This is a genomic window from Paenibacillus sp. M2 (assembly GCF_046713495.1).
GTDB lineage: Bacteria > Bacillota > Bacilli > Paenibacillales > Paenibacillaceae > Paenibacillus > Paenibacillus amylolyticus_B.
In genome coordinates this window covers 2,349,048-2,365,500 of the sequence record NZ_CP169648.1, presented here as the reverse complement: position 1 = coordinate 2,365,500, position 16,453 = coordinate 2,349,048, and the positions used below count along the sequence as shown (strand labels likewise).

10 protein-coding genes are annotated in these 16,453 nt (G+C 47.5%); 1 reads left to right on the top strand and 9 read right to left on the bottom strand.

Translation table 11 applies throughout. The features are described from left to right. Positions 1-59 precede the first annotated feature (59 nt). The 8 genes from ACETMN_RS11025 to ACETMN_RS10990 form a co-directional block, all read right to left on the bottom strand. Positions 60-2,636 (bottom strand): beta-mannosidase, encoded by a 2,577-nt coding sequence (locus tag ACETMN_RS11025; protein ID WP_411736141.1) that lies wholly within the window; start codon positions 2,634-2,636, stop codon positions 60-62. 90 nt (positions 2,637-2,726) lie between these two features. Next, a complete protein-coding gene (locus ACETMN_RS11020) occupies positions 2,727-4,313 on the bottom strand; it encodes a helix-turn-helix domain-containing protein (protein ID WP_411736140.1) in 1,587 nt (528 codons plus the stop codon). Then, on the bottom strand, positions 4,310-6,091 hold the full coding sequence (locus tag ACETMN_RS11015; protein ID WP_411736139.1) for a sensor histidine kinase: 1,782 nt from the start codon (positions 6,089-6,091) through the stop codon (positions 4,310-4,312). The genes ACETMN_RS11020 and ACETMN_RS11015 overlap by 4 nt, the downstream gene beginning before the upstream one ends. A gap of 30 nt (positions 6,092-6,121) precedes the next feature. Then, positions 6,122-6,997 carry a carbohydrate ABC transporter permease gene (locus ACETMN_RS11010; protein ID WP_091017465.1) on the bottom strand — a complete coding sequence of 292 codons (876 nt, stop codon included), beginning with the start codon at positions 6,995-6,997 and terminating at the stop codon, positions 6,122-6,124. A gap of 15 nt (positions 6,998-7,012) precedes the next feature. Then, the gene (locus tag ACETMN_RS11005; RefSeq protein WP_091017467.1) at positions 7,013-7,894 is read right to left on the bottom strand and encodes a carbohydrate ABC transporter permease; all 882 of its coding nucleotides are present in this window, start codon (positions 7,892-7,894) and stop codon (positions 7,013-7,015) included. Positions 7,895-7,995: 101 nt separating this feature from the next. Then, positions 7,996-9,309, bottom strand: a complete 1,314-nt coding sequence (locus ACETMN_RS11000) for an extracellular solute-binding protein (protein ID WP_036609593.1) — start codon at positions 9,307-9,309, stop codon at positions 7,996-7,998. Positions 9,310-9,566: 257 nt separating this feature from the next. After that, positions 9,567-11,660, bottom strand: a complete 2,094-nt coding sequence (locus ACETMN_RS10995; protein WP_411736138.1) for an acyltransferase family protein — start codon at positions 11,658-11,660, stop codon at positions 9,567-9,569. 573 nt (positions 11,661-12,233) lie between these two features. Beyond that, the gene (locus ACETMN_RS10990) at positions 12,234-12,794 is read right to left on the bottom strand and encodes a flavin reductase family protein (protein ID WP_076318443.1); all 561 of its coding nucleotides are present in this window, start codon (positions 12,792-12,794) and stop codon (positions 12,234-12,236) included. Between the two features lie 231 nt (positions 12,795-13,025). On the opposite strand from ACETMN_RS10990, the gene catA reads away from it, so the two are divergent. Then, positions 13,026-13,673 (top strand): type A chloramphenicol O-acetyltransferase, encoded by a 648-nt coding sequence (gene catA / locus ACETMN_RS10985; RefSeq protein WP_307537893.1) that lies wholly within the window; start codon positions 13,026-13,028, stop codon positions 13,671-13,673. 81 nt (positions 13,674-13,754) lie between these two features. Here the strand turns inward: catA and ACETMN_RS10980 are convergent, their stop codons facing one another. Further along, positions 13,755-16,394 carry an adenosylcobalamin-dependent ribonucleoside-diphosphate reductase gene (locus ACETMN_RS10980; RefSeq protein WP_091017476.1) on the bottom strand — a complete coding sequence of 880 codons (2,640 nt, stop codon included), beginning with the start codon at positions 16,392-16,394 and terminating at the stop codon, positions 13,755-13,757. Positions 16,395-16,453 lie beyond the last annotated feature (59 nt).

Sequence of the window (16,453 nt, the reverse complement as noted above, 5' to 3'; positions counted from 1 at the left end):
GTGGCATCCCTGCTCAGGATTACCACCTTGAACCTCGAATAATTCGAAGTCTATTTATTTTATCCTTCTCTGCCGTTCATGGCACTGACCCGAAGTTCTGTCAGTGGCAGAGATGTTTGCTCTGGATGACGAAGTCTTACTGTTCGGCTCTCACCAGGGAGCAGATCAAAATAATTGTCACTGAATCGGACACGCCCAAGGGGAAGCTCCAGCTTCACCAATCGTGCAATCGCTCCACTGGCCGTAACCGTAACAGACTGTTCCTCTTCGTTCACATGTACACTCAATTGAGACTCTGGCAATGTCACATCATTAGGATCACGCAAGAAGTACCGATTGCTCGGCGCTGCAAATCCTTCGGATACCAACTCAACCATTACTTCCTCCGCACGTCTGCCCTGTAACACCTCTACTTCAGTTAATTCGGCAATACACAGTGCGGATTGAGATGTCACTTCAACAGCATGTGAGCTGGAGTAGATCTTCTCTCCATGCAATTCATAGACATTGAGCAGCAGCTGACCTTTCAAGACGTCCCGTGTATCGTTCACGACCCACAACGCAAGCGGTTCACCCGGTTCATGCTCCAATGACAACAGGACAGGATGAAAGAATATTTTCCCGTAATAAAAGGATGCCTTCGGCAGCAGTTCATAGTCGATCATCGACCAGCTTGTACCCGGCCAGCTATCATTTAATTGCCACACGAGTGTACCGCTGTTACGGTGATTAATACGTCGGAAATGTTCTATTCCATAGCGCAATCCTTCTGCTTGAGTCAACATGGAATAGTTCATGTATTCTTCTATATTTTGCGGAATGCCTGTATAACCCTCCATCAGCAGAATACCTTTCTGGTGATTGGTATCCTTGTTACGGTAGGCCATCTCCGGACTGCCCCAGTAAAACTGCCCTGCGGGCATATTTTTCTCCAGTGTGTAACGATTGGCCGAGGCGTGCATACCAAATTCACTGCTGAAAAGCGCATGATCCTTTTTGTAATTTTTGAACGTCACACCTTCAATACTGTAGTCCAGCAACGGCGGCTCTCCATGCTTCCTTGGATAGACCGAGCCATGCCATACCTGCCAGTTGTGACGATCCCCGACATCGGGATCATTCGCGTCCTGACCATTACTATCCCCGAACGGCGAAGAAGGCCAGTACGGACGGGACAGATCCAAGCGATCCAGCACTTCAGGGATCAGTTCATGATAGATAAGTTCGCCGTAGAACGGACTGGTAATATCTCCACTTGCAGACTTCATATCATAGAGCCAATCTATTTCATTATTCCCACACCAGAGGGCAAGCGAGGCACGGTTACGCAGGCGCAGGACATTGTTTTCTACCTCTTGCCGTACATTATCCATGAAATCACGATTGAAATCCGGGAACAGTGCGTTCGCGAATGCAAAATCCTGCCACACCAACACTCCTTGCCGATCACACTCATCGTAGAAGACATCCTTCTCATATATACCACCAGCCCAGACACGCAACATGTTCATATGCCCTTCCACCGACAGCTCGACAAGCTCACGATACCGGGAGTTTGGGATGGCACCAATCAGATGATCAGCCGGAATCCAGTTGGCACCCTTGGCATATACTTTGACTCCGTTCAGAATAAACGTAAATGTATCTTCACCCCGTTCATTGTGAAGAGCCAGCTCAATCGTTCGTAACCCATAGGGCTCGCTATAACGATCCACCTCAACGCCATCTGCGTATAATGTAACCTCCAGTGTATACAGATACGGCTCACCCAGATCATGAGTCCACCATAACTGAGGTGACGTAATGTTTAATGTGGTATCTGCCTTATAACCTTCTAGAGGTAGTTCAGTGGCACATGCCACCTCGTGTCCGCTGCGATCCAACAGACGAACATTACAGGTCGCAACCACAGCCTGCTCACGTTTCTGTCTGCTACGGTAAGACAAGACCGACTTCACATCCGCCGTGACATGTAAGACAGCCAGCTCTGTACTGACTGATTCCGTACGAGCATACACATTTTCCAGCTTGGCGATTGTTCGTTTTTCCAGCCTTACCGCACCCCAGATCCCCACTGTAACCATACGTGGACCCCAGTCCCAGCCAAAGTTCATCGCTGCTTTGCGCAGCCATGGCCGTTCCTTCGTATACGAGGACCAGTCGAAGGTTTCTTTGTCCCGGTGATGCAGGTGAAGCGGGTCAAACTTGACAGCAATCGCATTCCAGCCGCTCCGTACCAGTGACGTTACATTAAACGTATGTGACATGAGCATATTGGCCGTTTTCCCGACCTCATGGCCGTTCACGTAAACCGTTGCAAACGTATCCAATCCTTCGAACACCAATTCAAAGTGCTCCTCGCTCTCTGTATCTCTCATCAGATTGAAGGTTGTGCGGTACCACCATTCCTTTTGTTCAATCCAGCGACTTTTGGCATCATTATGTCCGTAATAGGGCGGATCAATGATACTGCGCTCAATAAGTGCAGCATGTACATCCCCAGGCACTTCAGCCCCGATCCAAAAACGGTCATCCAGCGCAGCAGCTGCCACATCCATTGCCCGTTTCTCTCCAACTTCAAAATGCTGTATTTTCCATTCTCCCGATAAATCCTGACTTGAACTATGGATCTTCATTAATACACCCTCACTCTCCAATAACCCTGAGTAATACCCTATCGAAAACGTTTGCAGAAATGCAAGACATGCTGCCTGGTCTGCTCATTTCTAACTTCCCGAAGGTTTGAACGACAGCGCCTCTTCTCGATATTCACTCGGGGTCTTGCCGGTATGTTTTTTGAACAGCCTGCTAAAATATTTCACGTCTTCGTAGCCGCTGATAGCAGCGACTTCACTGATCTTCGCTGGAGACACCGCGAGCATATCCATCGCTCTTCGGATACGCATATCGGTGACAAAATCTCCAAAGGTCACACCCATTTCTTTTTTAAACAGTGCACTGAGATGACCCGGATGCAAATGAACATGTCCAGCTACCTGCTGCAGATTAATATCCTGCGCCAATGAAGATTCAATATAACCAATAGCCTTTTGCACATGGGCAGCCTGTCCCTGACCCATTCGGCTATGATAGACATGCATCAGACCATACAGATGGTGGAACAACATATCCCCAAGATCTACAGCTCCGGCATCCGGTTCCGGCAACCAGGGTTCGAGCCTTGCGGTTTCTTCACGCCCTGTCGCTCGCATTGTGCGGGTAAGCCAGCGATGACCTGCAATGACCGCAGAGTGCAGACAAGCACTGAACGATTCTGGCGTGACCTCCGATTCTGTAATCAAATTAGCCACCAGTTCTCGCGTCCATGTCGTTAACCTCACTGAATCATTATCCAGCAATATTGAACCAAGTGTGGTCTCCTCTTCGTGCGTAAGTACAGTTTTACCACCTTGGCGATCCTGAACGTGCTCATAATGCCATACTTTATCATCCATCAAACCTCGATATCGGAAAGCAGCTGAAGCAGTTCTGTAGCTTTCGTGCAGATCTGCATATCCACGCACAGGCAGACCTACCGCTGCGCGCAGGGTGCACTTCAGTAATTGCTCCACCCGACGTAATGCAATCTCCAGCCTGAACGTAGTTTCATGTTCCACAGGCGGCCATGAAACTACACAGATAATTTGCTGTTTCTCTACATGAGCAATGGCACCAGGTAACATATCCTCCAGGGTATTCTGCACCGCAAATCGTAATAGCGCATCCGAGGATCGATTCCACCCCTCTGCTAGAAGAACAATGACTTGTCTGCGAATCTGTTCATCATCAAGGCCATCAATCGCTGCCTCTATTCCAGCATCAGATCGCAGAAATGAAGGAAATTGGCCCGAAGCGGTGTCACCGTCAATGATCCACCCAGCAAATAAACGCTCCCGATTCTCCCGCATAAGCTGTCCCTCTCTGGACTTCTCTGCCCAACGTTCCGTGATCCGCTGTTTGGCCTGTAATACGGTCTTAATGATCTCTTCCGGCTTGCTTGTTTTGAGCAGATAATCTGTAACACCTTGGCGTATCGCCTGCTGCGCATAAGAAAAGTCATCGTATCCGGACAAAATAATGACCTCCAGCTCAGGTAACAATCGCAGTCCCTCTTCTGCCAGTTCCAGCCCCGATCTGCCTGTCATCCGAATATCCGTCATCAGGATATGCGGACGTTCCTCTGCCATGCGTGTTAACGCCTCCTCTGCCGAGGCAGCAGGTTGAAGAAGTTCAATTCCGAGTTCATGCCAAGCGATAACGCTGGCAAGCCCTGTACGGATAATCACTTCATCATCAACAATTAATAGTCTCATGGCGAACCCTCCAAGATTGGAATGGAAAACGAAATCCGGGTACCTCCCCCAACCCTGCTGTCTACTTCAAGCTGTGCATTCACTCCATAATGGAGCAGCAGCCTCTCATTTACATTGCAGAGCCCATAACCGCCTTGGTTTAGCTGTTTTTCCGGCTGTTTTCCCTTCCATTCCCTAATGCTTGTCCTTAATTGTTCCAGCCTGTCCGGCTCCATGCCGACACCATCATCCAGCACCAGCACATTCATCTGTTCATTATCCGGGTCCTTGCGAATCATTATGGTGATGGTGCCCACGCCTGCTTTGGGCTGAATGCCATGAATCATGGCGTTCTCAACAAGCGGTTGCAGCAATAGCTTCAGCATTATTCGCTTCTCAAGCGCTGGATCTACGATATAATGCAACACAAATTGATCAGGGAAACGAATCGACTGCACACGCACATAATGGCGAATATGAGCGATCTCCTGTTCCACAGGGCAGTAATCCTGACCATTATTCAAGCTGATACGCAGAAAATCACTCAGACCCTCAACCATATCTGCAATCCGCTTCTCTTCAGACATCAAGGCAATCCAATGAATTGAAGAGAGCGTGTTATACAGAAAGTGCGGGTTAATCTGCGCCTGAAGCACACGAAGATCCGCTTCTTTTTTGCGAGCTTCACCTCGAATAATCTCTTCCTTCAATAACTGAATATGTGCACCGAGCAGATTGTAACTCTCCCCAAGCCTGCCAATCTCGTCATCACTTTCAGATCGAAACAAAGGAAGCGGACGTTCCGGATCAATTCGGGACAGATGCCGGGTAAGCACACGAAGCGGCCTCGTCACACGCCGCACCGTAAACCAGACCAAGCCAGCACTGATCGCAGCAGACATCGCAACGGCGCAGCCGGTTAGAATAAGAATGTACCGATTCTCCGACTTGTACTGGTCATAAGGAACCGTTCCAACCAACGTCCACCCCGTCAATTCTTCCGGATAATAGAGCAACGTCCGTTTATCGTCACCACTTCCATACGTGGTGGTTCCGCTACCGCCATCCTGAATTAACGTCGAAATCCCTGGTTCGACACCTTCCAGCTTAAGTCCAAGCCGGGATTTGTCCATCGAAGACAGAATTTCTCCAGAACTGCCGATGAGCTCCAGTCTGCCTTGCCCTCTGCCTAATCCCAGAGCGGCCCATCCCTTGGATATGGCCTTCTCATCCAGACTAATGGCTAACCAGCCAATGGGTCGATAATCATGGATACTGCGAATCGGCCGAACCAATGTGATCACATTTTGTATACCCGCATAATTCTGGACCGGATATACCCCCGTCCATTTTTTCACTGCTTCTCCGCTCGGCACTGGTGGATAAGATAAGCTTGAATTATTGGATTCATACCAGGTAGCCGTAGACAATGTGGCATCGAATCGGCTTGGATATATGGCGATGTTCGCAATATATTTCTTGGAAGCTGCCAGATTGGTCATCCTGCCCAAAATATCCACCCGGTCCAGCTCATGATCTTCATTATGGCTAAGATACTGCTGGATGTCCCGTTCTCCAATCAGGAAAATGGAGAGATTCTCGGCATCCTGCAACATATAACGAAGATTGGCCTCTACCTGTTTCAGCGTATCCATGCCGGACAGCTTTGTTTTTTGCTCTGTGATGCGGGAAGAGATTAGAAAGGCAAACAGGCCCAAGGCCAACAAAGGCACAATCATTGAAGCCGTCACAACGACGGATAGCTTCCTTTGTAACGAAGATGTGAGCCAGCGTGCCAAACGTTTCTCCTCCTCTGGATGCGCTTTCGCTTACCCTTTGACAGCTCCGGCTGTCATACCTTTCATAACCTGTTCCTGGAATACGAGATACAAGATAATGGTTGGAATGACCGACAGGGTCATGGCAGCAAGCGTTAATCCGTAATCGGTTTGATACCCATCCGCAAAGTTCGCAATGGCCAGCGGTAACGTTTTCAATCCGGTTTTGTTGATGAATACAAGCGCAAATGAAAAGTCATTCCACGCATGCAAGAAACTCAGGATCGTAACCGTTGACAACGCAGGTACGGACATGGGTAACATGATCCGGGTAAACAGCCCCCAAAGTCCTGTTCCATCAATAAAAGCTGCTTCTTCAATATCACGTGGAACACTTGTCAGATAAGCAGTAAGCACAAAAATTGCCGTAGGCAATGCAAAAGCCGTATAAGGTAATATTAAGGCCCAGTACGTATTTAGCAGGGACATCTGTTTCATTAAAATAAATAAGGGGACAAGTGTACTATGGATCGGAATGAGCATGCCAACAACAAAGAAGGTCATGATTAACCCTTTCCAGCGAAACTGGAAACGGGCCAGGATGAATGAAGCCAGCGCTGCAATAAACAGCGTCAGAATAAGTGATCCAACCGATACAATTAGTGAATTGCCAAAAGCGGTCCCCAGCCTGGAGCTTTCCCATGCATTGCTGAAATTGGCAACATTCCAGTTTTCCGGCAGTCCAAAGGGCCTGCTATAAAAATCTTCATTTGTTTTGAATGCACTAATCACGAGCCAGTAGAACGGATACAATGTTAAAATACCATAGACCGTTAGCAGCGTCCAAACAATTCCGCTACGTAGGCGACGAATCGGATGGCCCGAGCCGCTTCGTGGTGATGGCATGGATACAGGTGTCACTTGCATGATAACTCCTCCTCTCTATTGATTCTCTTTTCGTTTGCGACTGGTTAGCCACTGGCTTGTTCCGATCAGCAGCAGGGAGATCAGTACGATGGTTGTTGAGATTGCACTACCAAAACCATATCGGTATGTTGTAAAGGTTGAATTGTACATATACGTTGCAAGCAGTTCTGTCGCATGTGCCGGACCACCCTTGGTCATGATGTAGACCAGATCGAAGGATTTCAGACTACCCGAAATACATAGAATAATTGCTACCTGAACCGTACCCCAGATCATGGGCAAAGAGACGGATACCAGCTTCCGAATTCCTGAAGCCCCGTCTATTTTGGCAGCATCATGAATCTCGCCGGGAATATTCTGTAGCGCCGAGATGAAGATAATTAGATACAACCCGACAAAACTCCAGAGCAGCGGCGGTACCAATGAGAAAATTGCAATCTTGTCATCGGAAAGCCACTGCAGCTTCCAACTTTCAAGCCCCAGTGCGTCCAGCAGAAAGTTCAATATCCCGATCTGCGGATGATAGATATACTGCCAGATCATACCGATAACGACAGTGGATAACACCATCGGCAGAAATACGGCTGAACGCAGAAACCGCTGTAACGGATTGCTTTTGTGTAATATGACCGCCAGCATCAGCGCTAACGGAATTTGTCCAAATACCGATGCCAACACAAAAATAACGTTATTTTTCAGTGCCCGCCAGAACACAGGATCATGCCAGATCTCAATGTAATTATCCACACCAATATATTTGGATGCGCCAATGCCGGACCAGTTGAAGAAACCGTAGTATGCCGACCACACGACCGGTACAAATACAAACAATGCATAAATGATGACTGCCGGGGCCAGCCCCAGCATAATAAAACGCCGACTGCGCAGTGCGTTCATCTGTTCACTTCCCTTCCATAAATGCCTTTACCGACTTGCAACTGACTATCCCATTCATACTTAAAACCCCTCCCCTGCCGGGAAGGGGTTTTAACGAATGGTTACTGACTAACTGCATTGGCTTGAGCCGCCTGAATTTTGGCCGCAATGTCTTCAGCCTTGCCACCCATAAGCAACTCTTGCAATGCATTATTAATAACCTCAACCGTTGCTGATCCCAGCTTGGAATCGTATACTGGCGTGATCTTCACTTCCTGCATCAAATCATATAATTCTACGAACAATGGATGTGCTTTGGTTTTGTCCAGATCAATCTTGTAACTCACCAATGTGCTGCTATCCAATGTGGCCTTCTGACCATCTGGTCCTGCCAGCGCGTAGAACAGCTCCATCGCTGCCTCTTTTTGTGCACCACTCAGCTTTTTACTTACACCCAACCCGGTTCCTACTACACCGGATGTTGTTCTTGGTTCACCCTGACCTCCGTCCACTGGAGGAAGAATCGTAATATGTGTGTTGTTCAACACCTCTTCAGGTGCATTGTTCACCAGATTTGCCAAGGCCCATCCGCCGTTCATGACCATCGCTGCCTTACCTTGGAAATAAAGCTGCATCATCTGTGTCTCATCGATACTATTGAATCCATCCTGGAATGCCTTGGTGTTGCCTAGCTCCTGCATCTTGTTCAAGGCTTCAATAAATTGTGGATCGGTAAAGCTTGCACCCTCTTGTGCTGCCGCTTTCAAGAACCAGTCTGTGCCGGTAATCCGATCAGCCAGTGTACTGAATATCGTTGATTGAGCTACCCAGTTGGCCTTGTTGCCAAGTGCCATGGGAATGACTTTATTTTGATTAAAAGTAGCAATCGCTTGTTCCAGTTCCGCCCATGTCTCAGGTACTTTTACGTTGTACTGCTTGAAAAGAGCTTCATTATAATAAATGAATGAACTCGGCGCCAAATTCATGGGCACGGAGTAGATATTCCCGTCCACGGTGTATCCGTCCAGTGCATTCGGGATAAAGTTATCTTTCCACTCCGGCTTTGCGTCCAGCTCTGCATTAATGGGCTGTAACAGATCCCCTTTGACAAATTCCTTCGTCATGGCATCCGGCCACATCACGAACAGGTCTGGCATCTCGTTGGCAGCTGCCACCGTACGAAGCCGGGTTTTGAGACCATCTGTTGGCAGGCCTTCATCCACAACTTCAATATCTGGATGCGCCGCACGAAAATCTTCAATTATTTTGCGCATCGCAACCGCCTTTGCATCCTGTCCGGTCCAGTTGTGCCAGAGAGTGACGGTTACTTTGTCATTGCCACTGCCTCCTTCTGAAGTGTCCCCGCCAGCACAGCCAGCCAGAATAATGGAGAACAACGTTATTGCCAGGAAACCCGAAAGCCATTTTTTCAACATCTCTATAATCCCCCTCGGCGATTTGAATACACTTATTGTAAATGTTAACGCTATCATACCGTAAGGTGACGATCCACGGATGCAGGGGTGAAAAATATCGGTTCCCCTGTTTGGAACTTACTTTGCTGACTTATTGTTCATAACAACTAAAAAGAGCCCTCACAATGAGAGCTCTTTCTTGTTGCAGCCGTCGGTAGCTTCAACCCAGGCTATATATAATGAATAAGTGCTAAATCGTATTAAATATGGATTGCGTATTATTGGATACTGTTTTTCACCAGATCTGCAAAAGCTTCGGACCCTTGCGTAGTGAGATGTACGCCGTCTTTTTCAAAATATTCGTCATGTCCCTGACTTGCACTGTTCCAGTCAATCAACGAGACATTGCTGTATTTGGATGCTGCCTCATTCAAAGCCCTGTTCACCGTTCGTTCCCACGGACGAGGTACACGCACAGTAACCAGATATACGTGATCCTCATCCTTCAGATAATCAAGCACAGCATTCAAGTTTTTGGAGTTAAAGGAACCATTCGTCCCGAGCTCCAGCACCACTTTGCTGCCCATTTGGTTGTTTTGCTTCAGACCTTCCAATACATCACCTGCCTGCCACATCTGACGACCGACATGTCCGTCCACATACACTCCCGATATACTTTGCTCCAGAAACGGTTTTGCATCCAAAATCACCGAATCTCCAATGACGGTATAATGAACCTTGCCATCCTGGGCAGGAGGAGCCGTTTCTTCATTGTCCTGAGATGAATCAGGTGCATCATCTGTATGATCCGTATTATCGGATTGATTCGCTCCAGCGTCATCTGGTGTATCATTCTCGTTAGTCACGGAGTCATCAGCCGGCTTATCTTCAGACTGACCGTCCTTGCCAGCATTCACTGCATTGTCTTGGTCGTCAGGTTTTGAGTCTGGAGCAGACTCTCCTGTTGGCTTCTCGTTTTTCCCCGGATCATCTTTCGTCCCTGCTTCCGGTTTATGGGTATGAGCATCGTTCTTTTGACCAGAGCCTGACGTCGCTGTAATAGCTGGCAACACATCCTGTCCCTGTTCCTCCACCACGGAATTCTCTCCATTCAATGTGTTGGACATCGATACCGAATGGGAGTCAGAGTTCGCTGCATGTGAGACCATCATCTGAGATACCGTATAGGACAACAACAGAATCGTCATCAACAGGCCTGCCCGCTTCCACCATACGTTACGTATACCGATCGTTGACCGCCCTCTTCCCCATAATCGGGACCAAGAATCACGGAATCCGTTGTACCGAATCGGATTTTCAATATATTTAAGGGACAATGAGGCCAGTACAACCGTTGCAGCAACCTGTAAAATGATTCGTACAGGATGTGCTCCTCCCGTATCCACCGCGGGATTGGTTAACAGAATGACAGGATAATGCCACAGATATAATCCGTAGGATCGCTCTCCGATCCAGCGTAATGGCTTCGCGCCAATGATACGTGCCAGGAAAGACGATGGGTGAGCCAACACCGCTACCAGCAACGTTGTTGCAATAGCCTGAAGCACCATGCCCCCTTGATACAGAAACGGATCATATTCACTGCTGTTCAACATCATGTAGATTAACAAAGCGAGCGCAGCAAGTCCCGACACATCGAGCACAAGCCGGTTCATGCCAGACAGAGAGTTCGACAGCTTGCGACTAGGCCACACCACGGCAAGAGCAGCACCGGCAAGAAGTGCGAATGCCCGCGTGTCTGTTCCATAATATACACGGCTCGGGTCCAGATCCGGATTATACATGATGGCCATTGCGCCAGCAGACAATTCAGCTGCGACGACAATGAAGACGACCAGCCATCCCTTTCTTTTGAACACTACGATTGCTGCGATCAGTAGAAGAGGCCATATAAGATAAAATTGCTCTTCCACAGCCAGTGACCAGAAATGTCCAAACGGTGATGGAGGGCCAAAACTTTCGAAATAGGAAACGTTGTGAAAGATATACCACCAATTGCTTATGTATAATACACCCGAAACGATATCACCACGAAGCGCAGCAAGCCGGGACGGGTCTGTACAAGCCAACCAGATCATCACCACAGCTGTCATGGTCAGCATGCCTGGAAGCAAACGCCTTACCCGTCTTACCCAGAAATCACCGAGTGAAATGCGTCCATGTTCCTGCCACTGTGACACGAGAATATCTGTAATCAAATATCCCGAGAGAACAAAGAATATACCTACACCGAGCAGTCCGCCCGGAATAAAATCCAAATTCAGATGATACGCGATTACCGCAAGTACAGCGATGGCTCGCAAGCCGTCAAGTCCGTTCATATGTCTCTTACGATTTAACGATTGTGACATGCATGCCCCTCCTTGTTACTGTGAGTCAACAACATCGGTGTTGGGGGCATAAAGGAACTCCTGATCGTTCTGGTTGTCATTAACATACGTATTGCACCTTCCATCTTTCATTTACAACATAAGAAAAGCTTCTGTTTGAAGCACGATCCGATGATGCGACATTCTGTGTGAATTCTATAATCTTAAAGAAGACGAGTTGCCTGTCCATTAAGTTAATTATTAAAATATTCTTTATATTCATTCGTGAGTTCACGTTTAGCATTATACGCCCGAAATAAGCCTCATACTTTACAGGAATAGTTACAAACGATTAAACCGATGTAACCTTTCCTGCCAGCTCATATAGCTGTAAAATCATACTCTAATTTTGTCGTTAAATATAGTACTTTTCATCGAGTGGCTAAAATTACCTGTCCCGCTTGCGCAAACCAGCATACCCACGCACACATCGATTGAAACAATTGAATTCATAACAAAAGGCTGCCGACTTGCTCAGCAGCCAATATCCATTATAAACCTATGTCAGACCGGATTGAAAGTTTTGCTCATAATTGCTTCTTCTTGCCTAGGACCCTAGAGGTGGAACGGGTGAATCTTTTCTTCTGTCCTCGCATCCATGATCCGGTATGCTGAACGCCCTGTGTACATTGGGATTTGCAACTTCTCCAGATCAACCATTCCATTCTCCAGAAAGTACTTCTGATCCTGATATCGCTGCAATACTTCGCCTGCAATCCATTCATGGTCACCATATGTCGTAATCTCCATAACCTTGCATTCATAAGCAAAATAAGCATCTGTCAAAATGGGTACACTTACCTTGATTCCTTCCTCATACGGAATGCCGAATCTTGTGAATTTGTCCGTATCTCTCCCACTGAACGTTCCTGCAGCTTGAATCCACTCCGATCGATGACCTGGCAGGAAATGAACACCGAATACGCCGCTCTTCTCAATGAGTTCATAGGAGTATGTTTCCTTACGAAGGGAGATGCCATATACGCCTGGTGATGATCCGATGTATGTATGCCATCCGGACGCCATCACATTCTGGACTCCCTCATGACGTGAAGTCACCACCGCTACCATTCCAGGATAAGAATAAAATATGGGTTCTTCTATCGGCTGACGCATCTAATCCCCTCTCTTCTTCGTTATAAACACAACTTTAATTATAAAGTAAAAAATCTGGTTGAAAAAGCGTTTTGCAGAGGATTTCGCTATAAGCGACACATTCAGTATCATGTTATACTGAGATGGTCAATTTCTAAAAATACGATACTGGGAATGTGATAGGATATGGTCAAATCAGTCAAATATACCTCCTAAATGAAGGCAATATTCAAATTTAGGAGGTTATAACTTATGTTTAATTCAATCGTGTTAGATCAGTGGGATCGAAAGCCATACTTTGACCACTACTTGAATCAGGTCAGATGTACTTACAGCATAACTGCTAATCTGGATATCACTCTATTGATCAACGAACTGAAGCTTAAAGGATTGAAGTTCTATCCCGCTCTTATTCATATGATCTCTACGGTCGTCAATGCACACAGGGAATTCCGAACCTGTTTTGATGCCGAGGGGAGATTGGGCTACTGGGACGAAATGTCTCCGAGTTATACGATTTTTCATGAGGACGACAAGAGTTTCTCAACGATCTGGACGACATTCCATGAAGATTTCGAGACATTCCACATTCGTTATCTGGAAGATATGAAGAATTACAAAGATCACAAACAATTTGTTGCCAAACCCAATGAACCGCCAAATACATTTCCCGTTTCCAGCATTCCCTGGGTGAACTTTACTGGATTTAATCTGAATATTTACAATGAGGGAACCTACTTGTTGCCTATTTTCACGATGGGGAAATATGTTCAACAAAACGATCAAGTATATCTTCCCTTATCCGTTCAGTTACATCACGCCGTGTGCGACGGCTACCATGCTGGCGTTTTATTTAATGAACTGCAATCACTTGCAGATCGATGCCAGGATTGGTGTTAGTTAGCTAAATGACGAAAAGGCATTCCTGACTTCGTAATGGAGTCAGGAGTGCCTTTCTTTTTCTCTTTTTTCAAAAGGTATTTAATTGCACTTACTGTACCCACAGTTGCTGCATGTTTTGCAACCTTCCACATTCATCAGGGATGCCGAGCCGCATGAAGGGCATAAATCTCTCGATTCGGTAAAGGTTTTCTGATCTTCCACTTTTGGATACGTGCTCTCCACTTGATTCTGTTCTTGTAATGCTCTAGTTTCGTTCTCCTGCACATCGCTCTGTACATGACTTTCCAATGCTTTGGCGACGGCATCAGCAATCGATTCCACCCGGTTGGCTCCGAAGCCAATCGCTCCCGAACCACCAATTCCCTTGAGATGTTTAATCAACAGTTCAACCTTGTGCCCATGATCTCCGTATCGCAGGAACAGAGAGCATACTCGACCGAGTGCCTCAGCCATGGCAAACACGTCCGATCCCGCTTTGCCCACGTTCAGGAAGATCTCACCCGGCGTTCCCTCCAGATCGTTGATCGTAATGTAAGCCATCCCGAATGGCGTATTGATTTTGTATGTCGCACCGCGCAGTACTTGAGGACGGCTTCTGTATTGTTTATCCAGCACTGTAGCAGAAGAAGGGGCTTGATCAGAAGAAAGAGTCTCAACATCAACCTCGCTACTGAACGCTTCAACACCTGCCTGCCCTCGTATATTATTCGGGTTATATATTGCAGATACGTCCGTCTTCTCTTTTGCTTCCGCCGTGTTCTGATCTTCGGAATGGGTCTCTTCCTTCTTCGACGTGGACAACACCTGCACATCCCTGCTGCCGTCGCGATATATCGTTACTCCCTTACAGCCAAGGTCGAAGGCCAGTTCGTACAGCTCAGCCGTATCCTCCACCGTAAAATCAGCCGGACAGTTGGCCGTCTTTGAGATTGAACTATCCACCCATTGCTGAATCGCAGCCTGCACTCGGATGTGATTCTCAGCAGACAGATCCATCGCTGTCACATAATAGTCTGGTAAAGCTTCACCCGGATGTTCATCCAGCCAATCTTGCGCAATGGGTACGAACTGTTCATCATAACCTAGACGGCTTTGACGGAAATACTTGAAGGCGAAATACGGTTCAATCCCTGTTGATGTGCCCACCATCGTACCTGTACTTCCCGTTGGCGCCTGTGTGATCAGTGTGACATTTCGAATGCCCTGTTTGCGAATGGCCTCTCCTACTTCAGGGTATCTCGCAACCATGTTTTTCATGAATCCACTCTGTAAGTACGGTTCAGCTTCGAAAGCAGGGAAAGCTCCCTTCTCTGCTGCAATCTCTGTCGATGCCAGATAAGCCTCCTTCGCCATGAATCCATACAGTTTATCCAGAAATTCAAGGGATTCAGGACTGCCGTACCTTATACGCAGCTTAATCATCAGCTCTGCCAGCCCCATCGTGCCAAGCCCCACCCGGCGTTCACGTTGCTGATTCAGTCTGTTTTCCTCAAAATGATATGGTGTTGCATCGATGACATTGTCCAAAAATCTAGCCGAGATGCGAGTGGTTTCCGCCAGTTCATCCCATGCCACATCATGATTTGTTTCATCATAGAATTTGGACAGATTGATCGCTGACAGATTACATACACCCCAGCCAGGCAGGCCTTGTTCACCGCAAGGATTAGTACAAATGATCGGATTAAAGTACCAGCTGTTGGACATCTGGTTATAGTACTCCATGAATACCACACCAGGCTCTGCCGATTTCCAGGCTGATTCAATAATGGTATGCCAGATTTCGCGAGCCTTCAGCGTACGATAGTGTACCACCGAATGACCTGCGGCTTTCCACTGCTGCATATCCCCGTTCCACTCCGTGTCGTAGTCTGGATCGTTCGTATCGGGGAAAACCAAATCCCAATCTCCGTCCTGCTTGACAGCCTCCATAAAGGCGTTGCTCACACATACAGACAGATTAGCATTGGTCACCTGCCCCATCGTTTGTTTCACGGTAATAAAATCAAGCACATCCGGATGCCAGTCATTCATCATCAGCATGAGCGCACCCCGCCGGCTTCCGCCCTGTTCAATCAGTCCTGTCGTATAACTGAACAATCCGCCCCACGATACGGAACCGCTGGATGATCCATTGACACCTTTCACCACCGCTCGGCGAGGACGCAACGAGGACAGATTAATACCCACGCCTCCCCCACGTGCCATAATCTCCGTCATCTCGGTCAAGGTCTTCATGATGCCACCCCGACTGTCCTGCGGAGACGGTATGACATAACAATTAAAGAGTGTCAGCTCATCGCTTGCCCCCGCTCCCGCAGCAATACGCCCTCCGGGTACTAACTTCCAATCCTCCAACACGGAGCGGAACTTGGACTCCCACGTTGCCCGCTGATCTGCTGTGGATTCAACAGAGGCCATGGCTTTGGCAAGCCGGCTCCACATCTCTTCCGGTGTTTTTTCAATGTTGAGTGTCAGTTTCTCCACGCTGGTCTCGATGATCTCTCCGCTTCGAGTCCTTACTTGTACGAGCTGACCCTGACGTTCTATAATTTCGCCCACTTCCTTGGTTGGAAACTTGGGATCATCCTTTGTTAATACCAGTACCACATCTCCGACCTTGGCATGATTCGAGTCAGCATCCTTCCAGGCGTATCGGTCCAGAAATATTTTTTCGCTGAGTCCTTCTAATTGGTACGATCGTTGGTTCGATTTCATCGCTACATTCAACCTCCCCAGTATAAAGCTCCATTTTCACTATAAAAGCAAATTATGAT

What these genes read in the sequence shown, in the direction of transcription:
- ACETMN_RS11025 (WP_411736141.1), bottom strand. Translation starts at nt 2,636, where the DNA reads ATGAAGATCCATAGTTCAAGTCAGGATTTATCGGGAGAATGGAAAATA.
- ACETMN_RS11020 (WP_411736140.1), bottom strand. Translation starts at nt 4,313, where the DNA reads ATGAGACTATTAATTGTTGATGATGAAGTGATTATCCGTACAGGGCTT.
- ACETMN_RS11010 (WP_091017465.1), bottom strand. Translation starts at nt 6,997, where the DNA reads ATGCAAGTGACACCTGTATCCATGCCATCACCACGAAGCGGCTCGGGC.
- ACETMN_RS11005 (WP_091017467.1), bottom strand. Translation starts at nt 7,894, where the DNA reads ATGAACGCACTGCGCAGTCGGCGTTTTATTATGCTGGGGCTGGCCCCG.
- ACETMN_RS11000 (WP_036609593.1), bottom strand. Translation starts at nt 9,309, where the DNA reads ATGTTGAAAAAATGGCTTTCGGGTTTCCTGGCAATAACGTTGTTCTCC.
- ACETMN_RS10995 (WP_411736138.1), bottom strand. Translation starts at nt 11,660, where the DNA reads ATGTCACAATCGTTAAATCGTAAGAGACATATGAACGGACTTGACGGC.
- ACETMN_RS10990 (WP_076318443.1), bottom strand. Translation starts at nt 12,794, where the DNA reads ATGCGTCAGCCGATAGAAGAACCCATATTTTATTCTTATCCTGGAATG.
- catA (WP_307537893.1), top strand. Translation starts at nt 13,026, where the DNA reads ATGTTTAATTCAATCGTGTTAGATCAGTGGGATCGAAAGCCATACTTT.
- ACETMN_RS10980 (WP_091017476.1), bottom strand. Translation starts at nt 16,394, where the DNA reads ATGAAATCGAACCAACGATCGTACCAATTAGAAGGACTCAGCGAAAAA.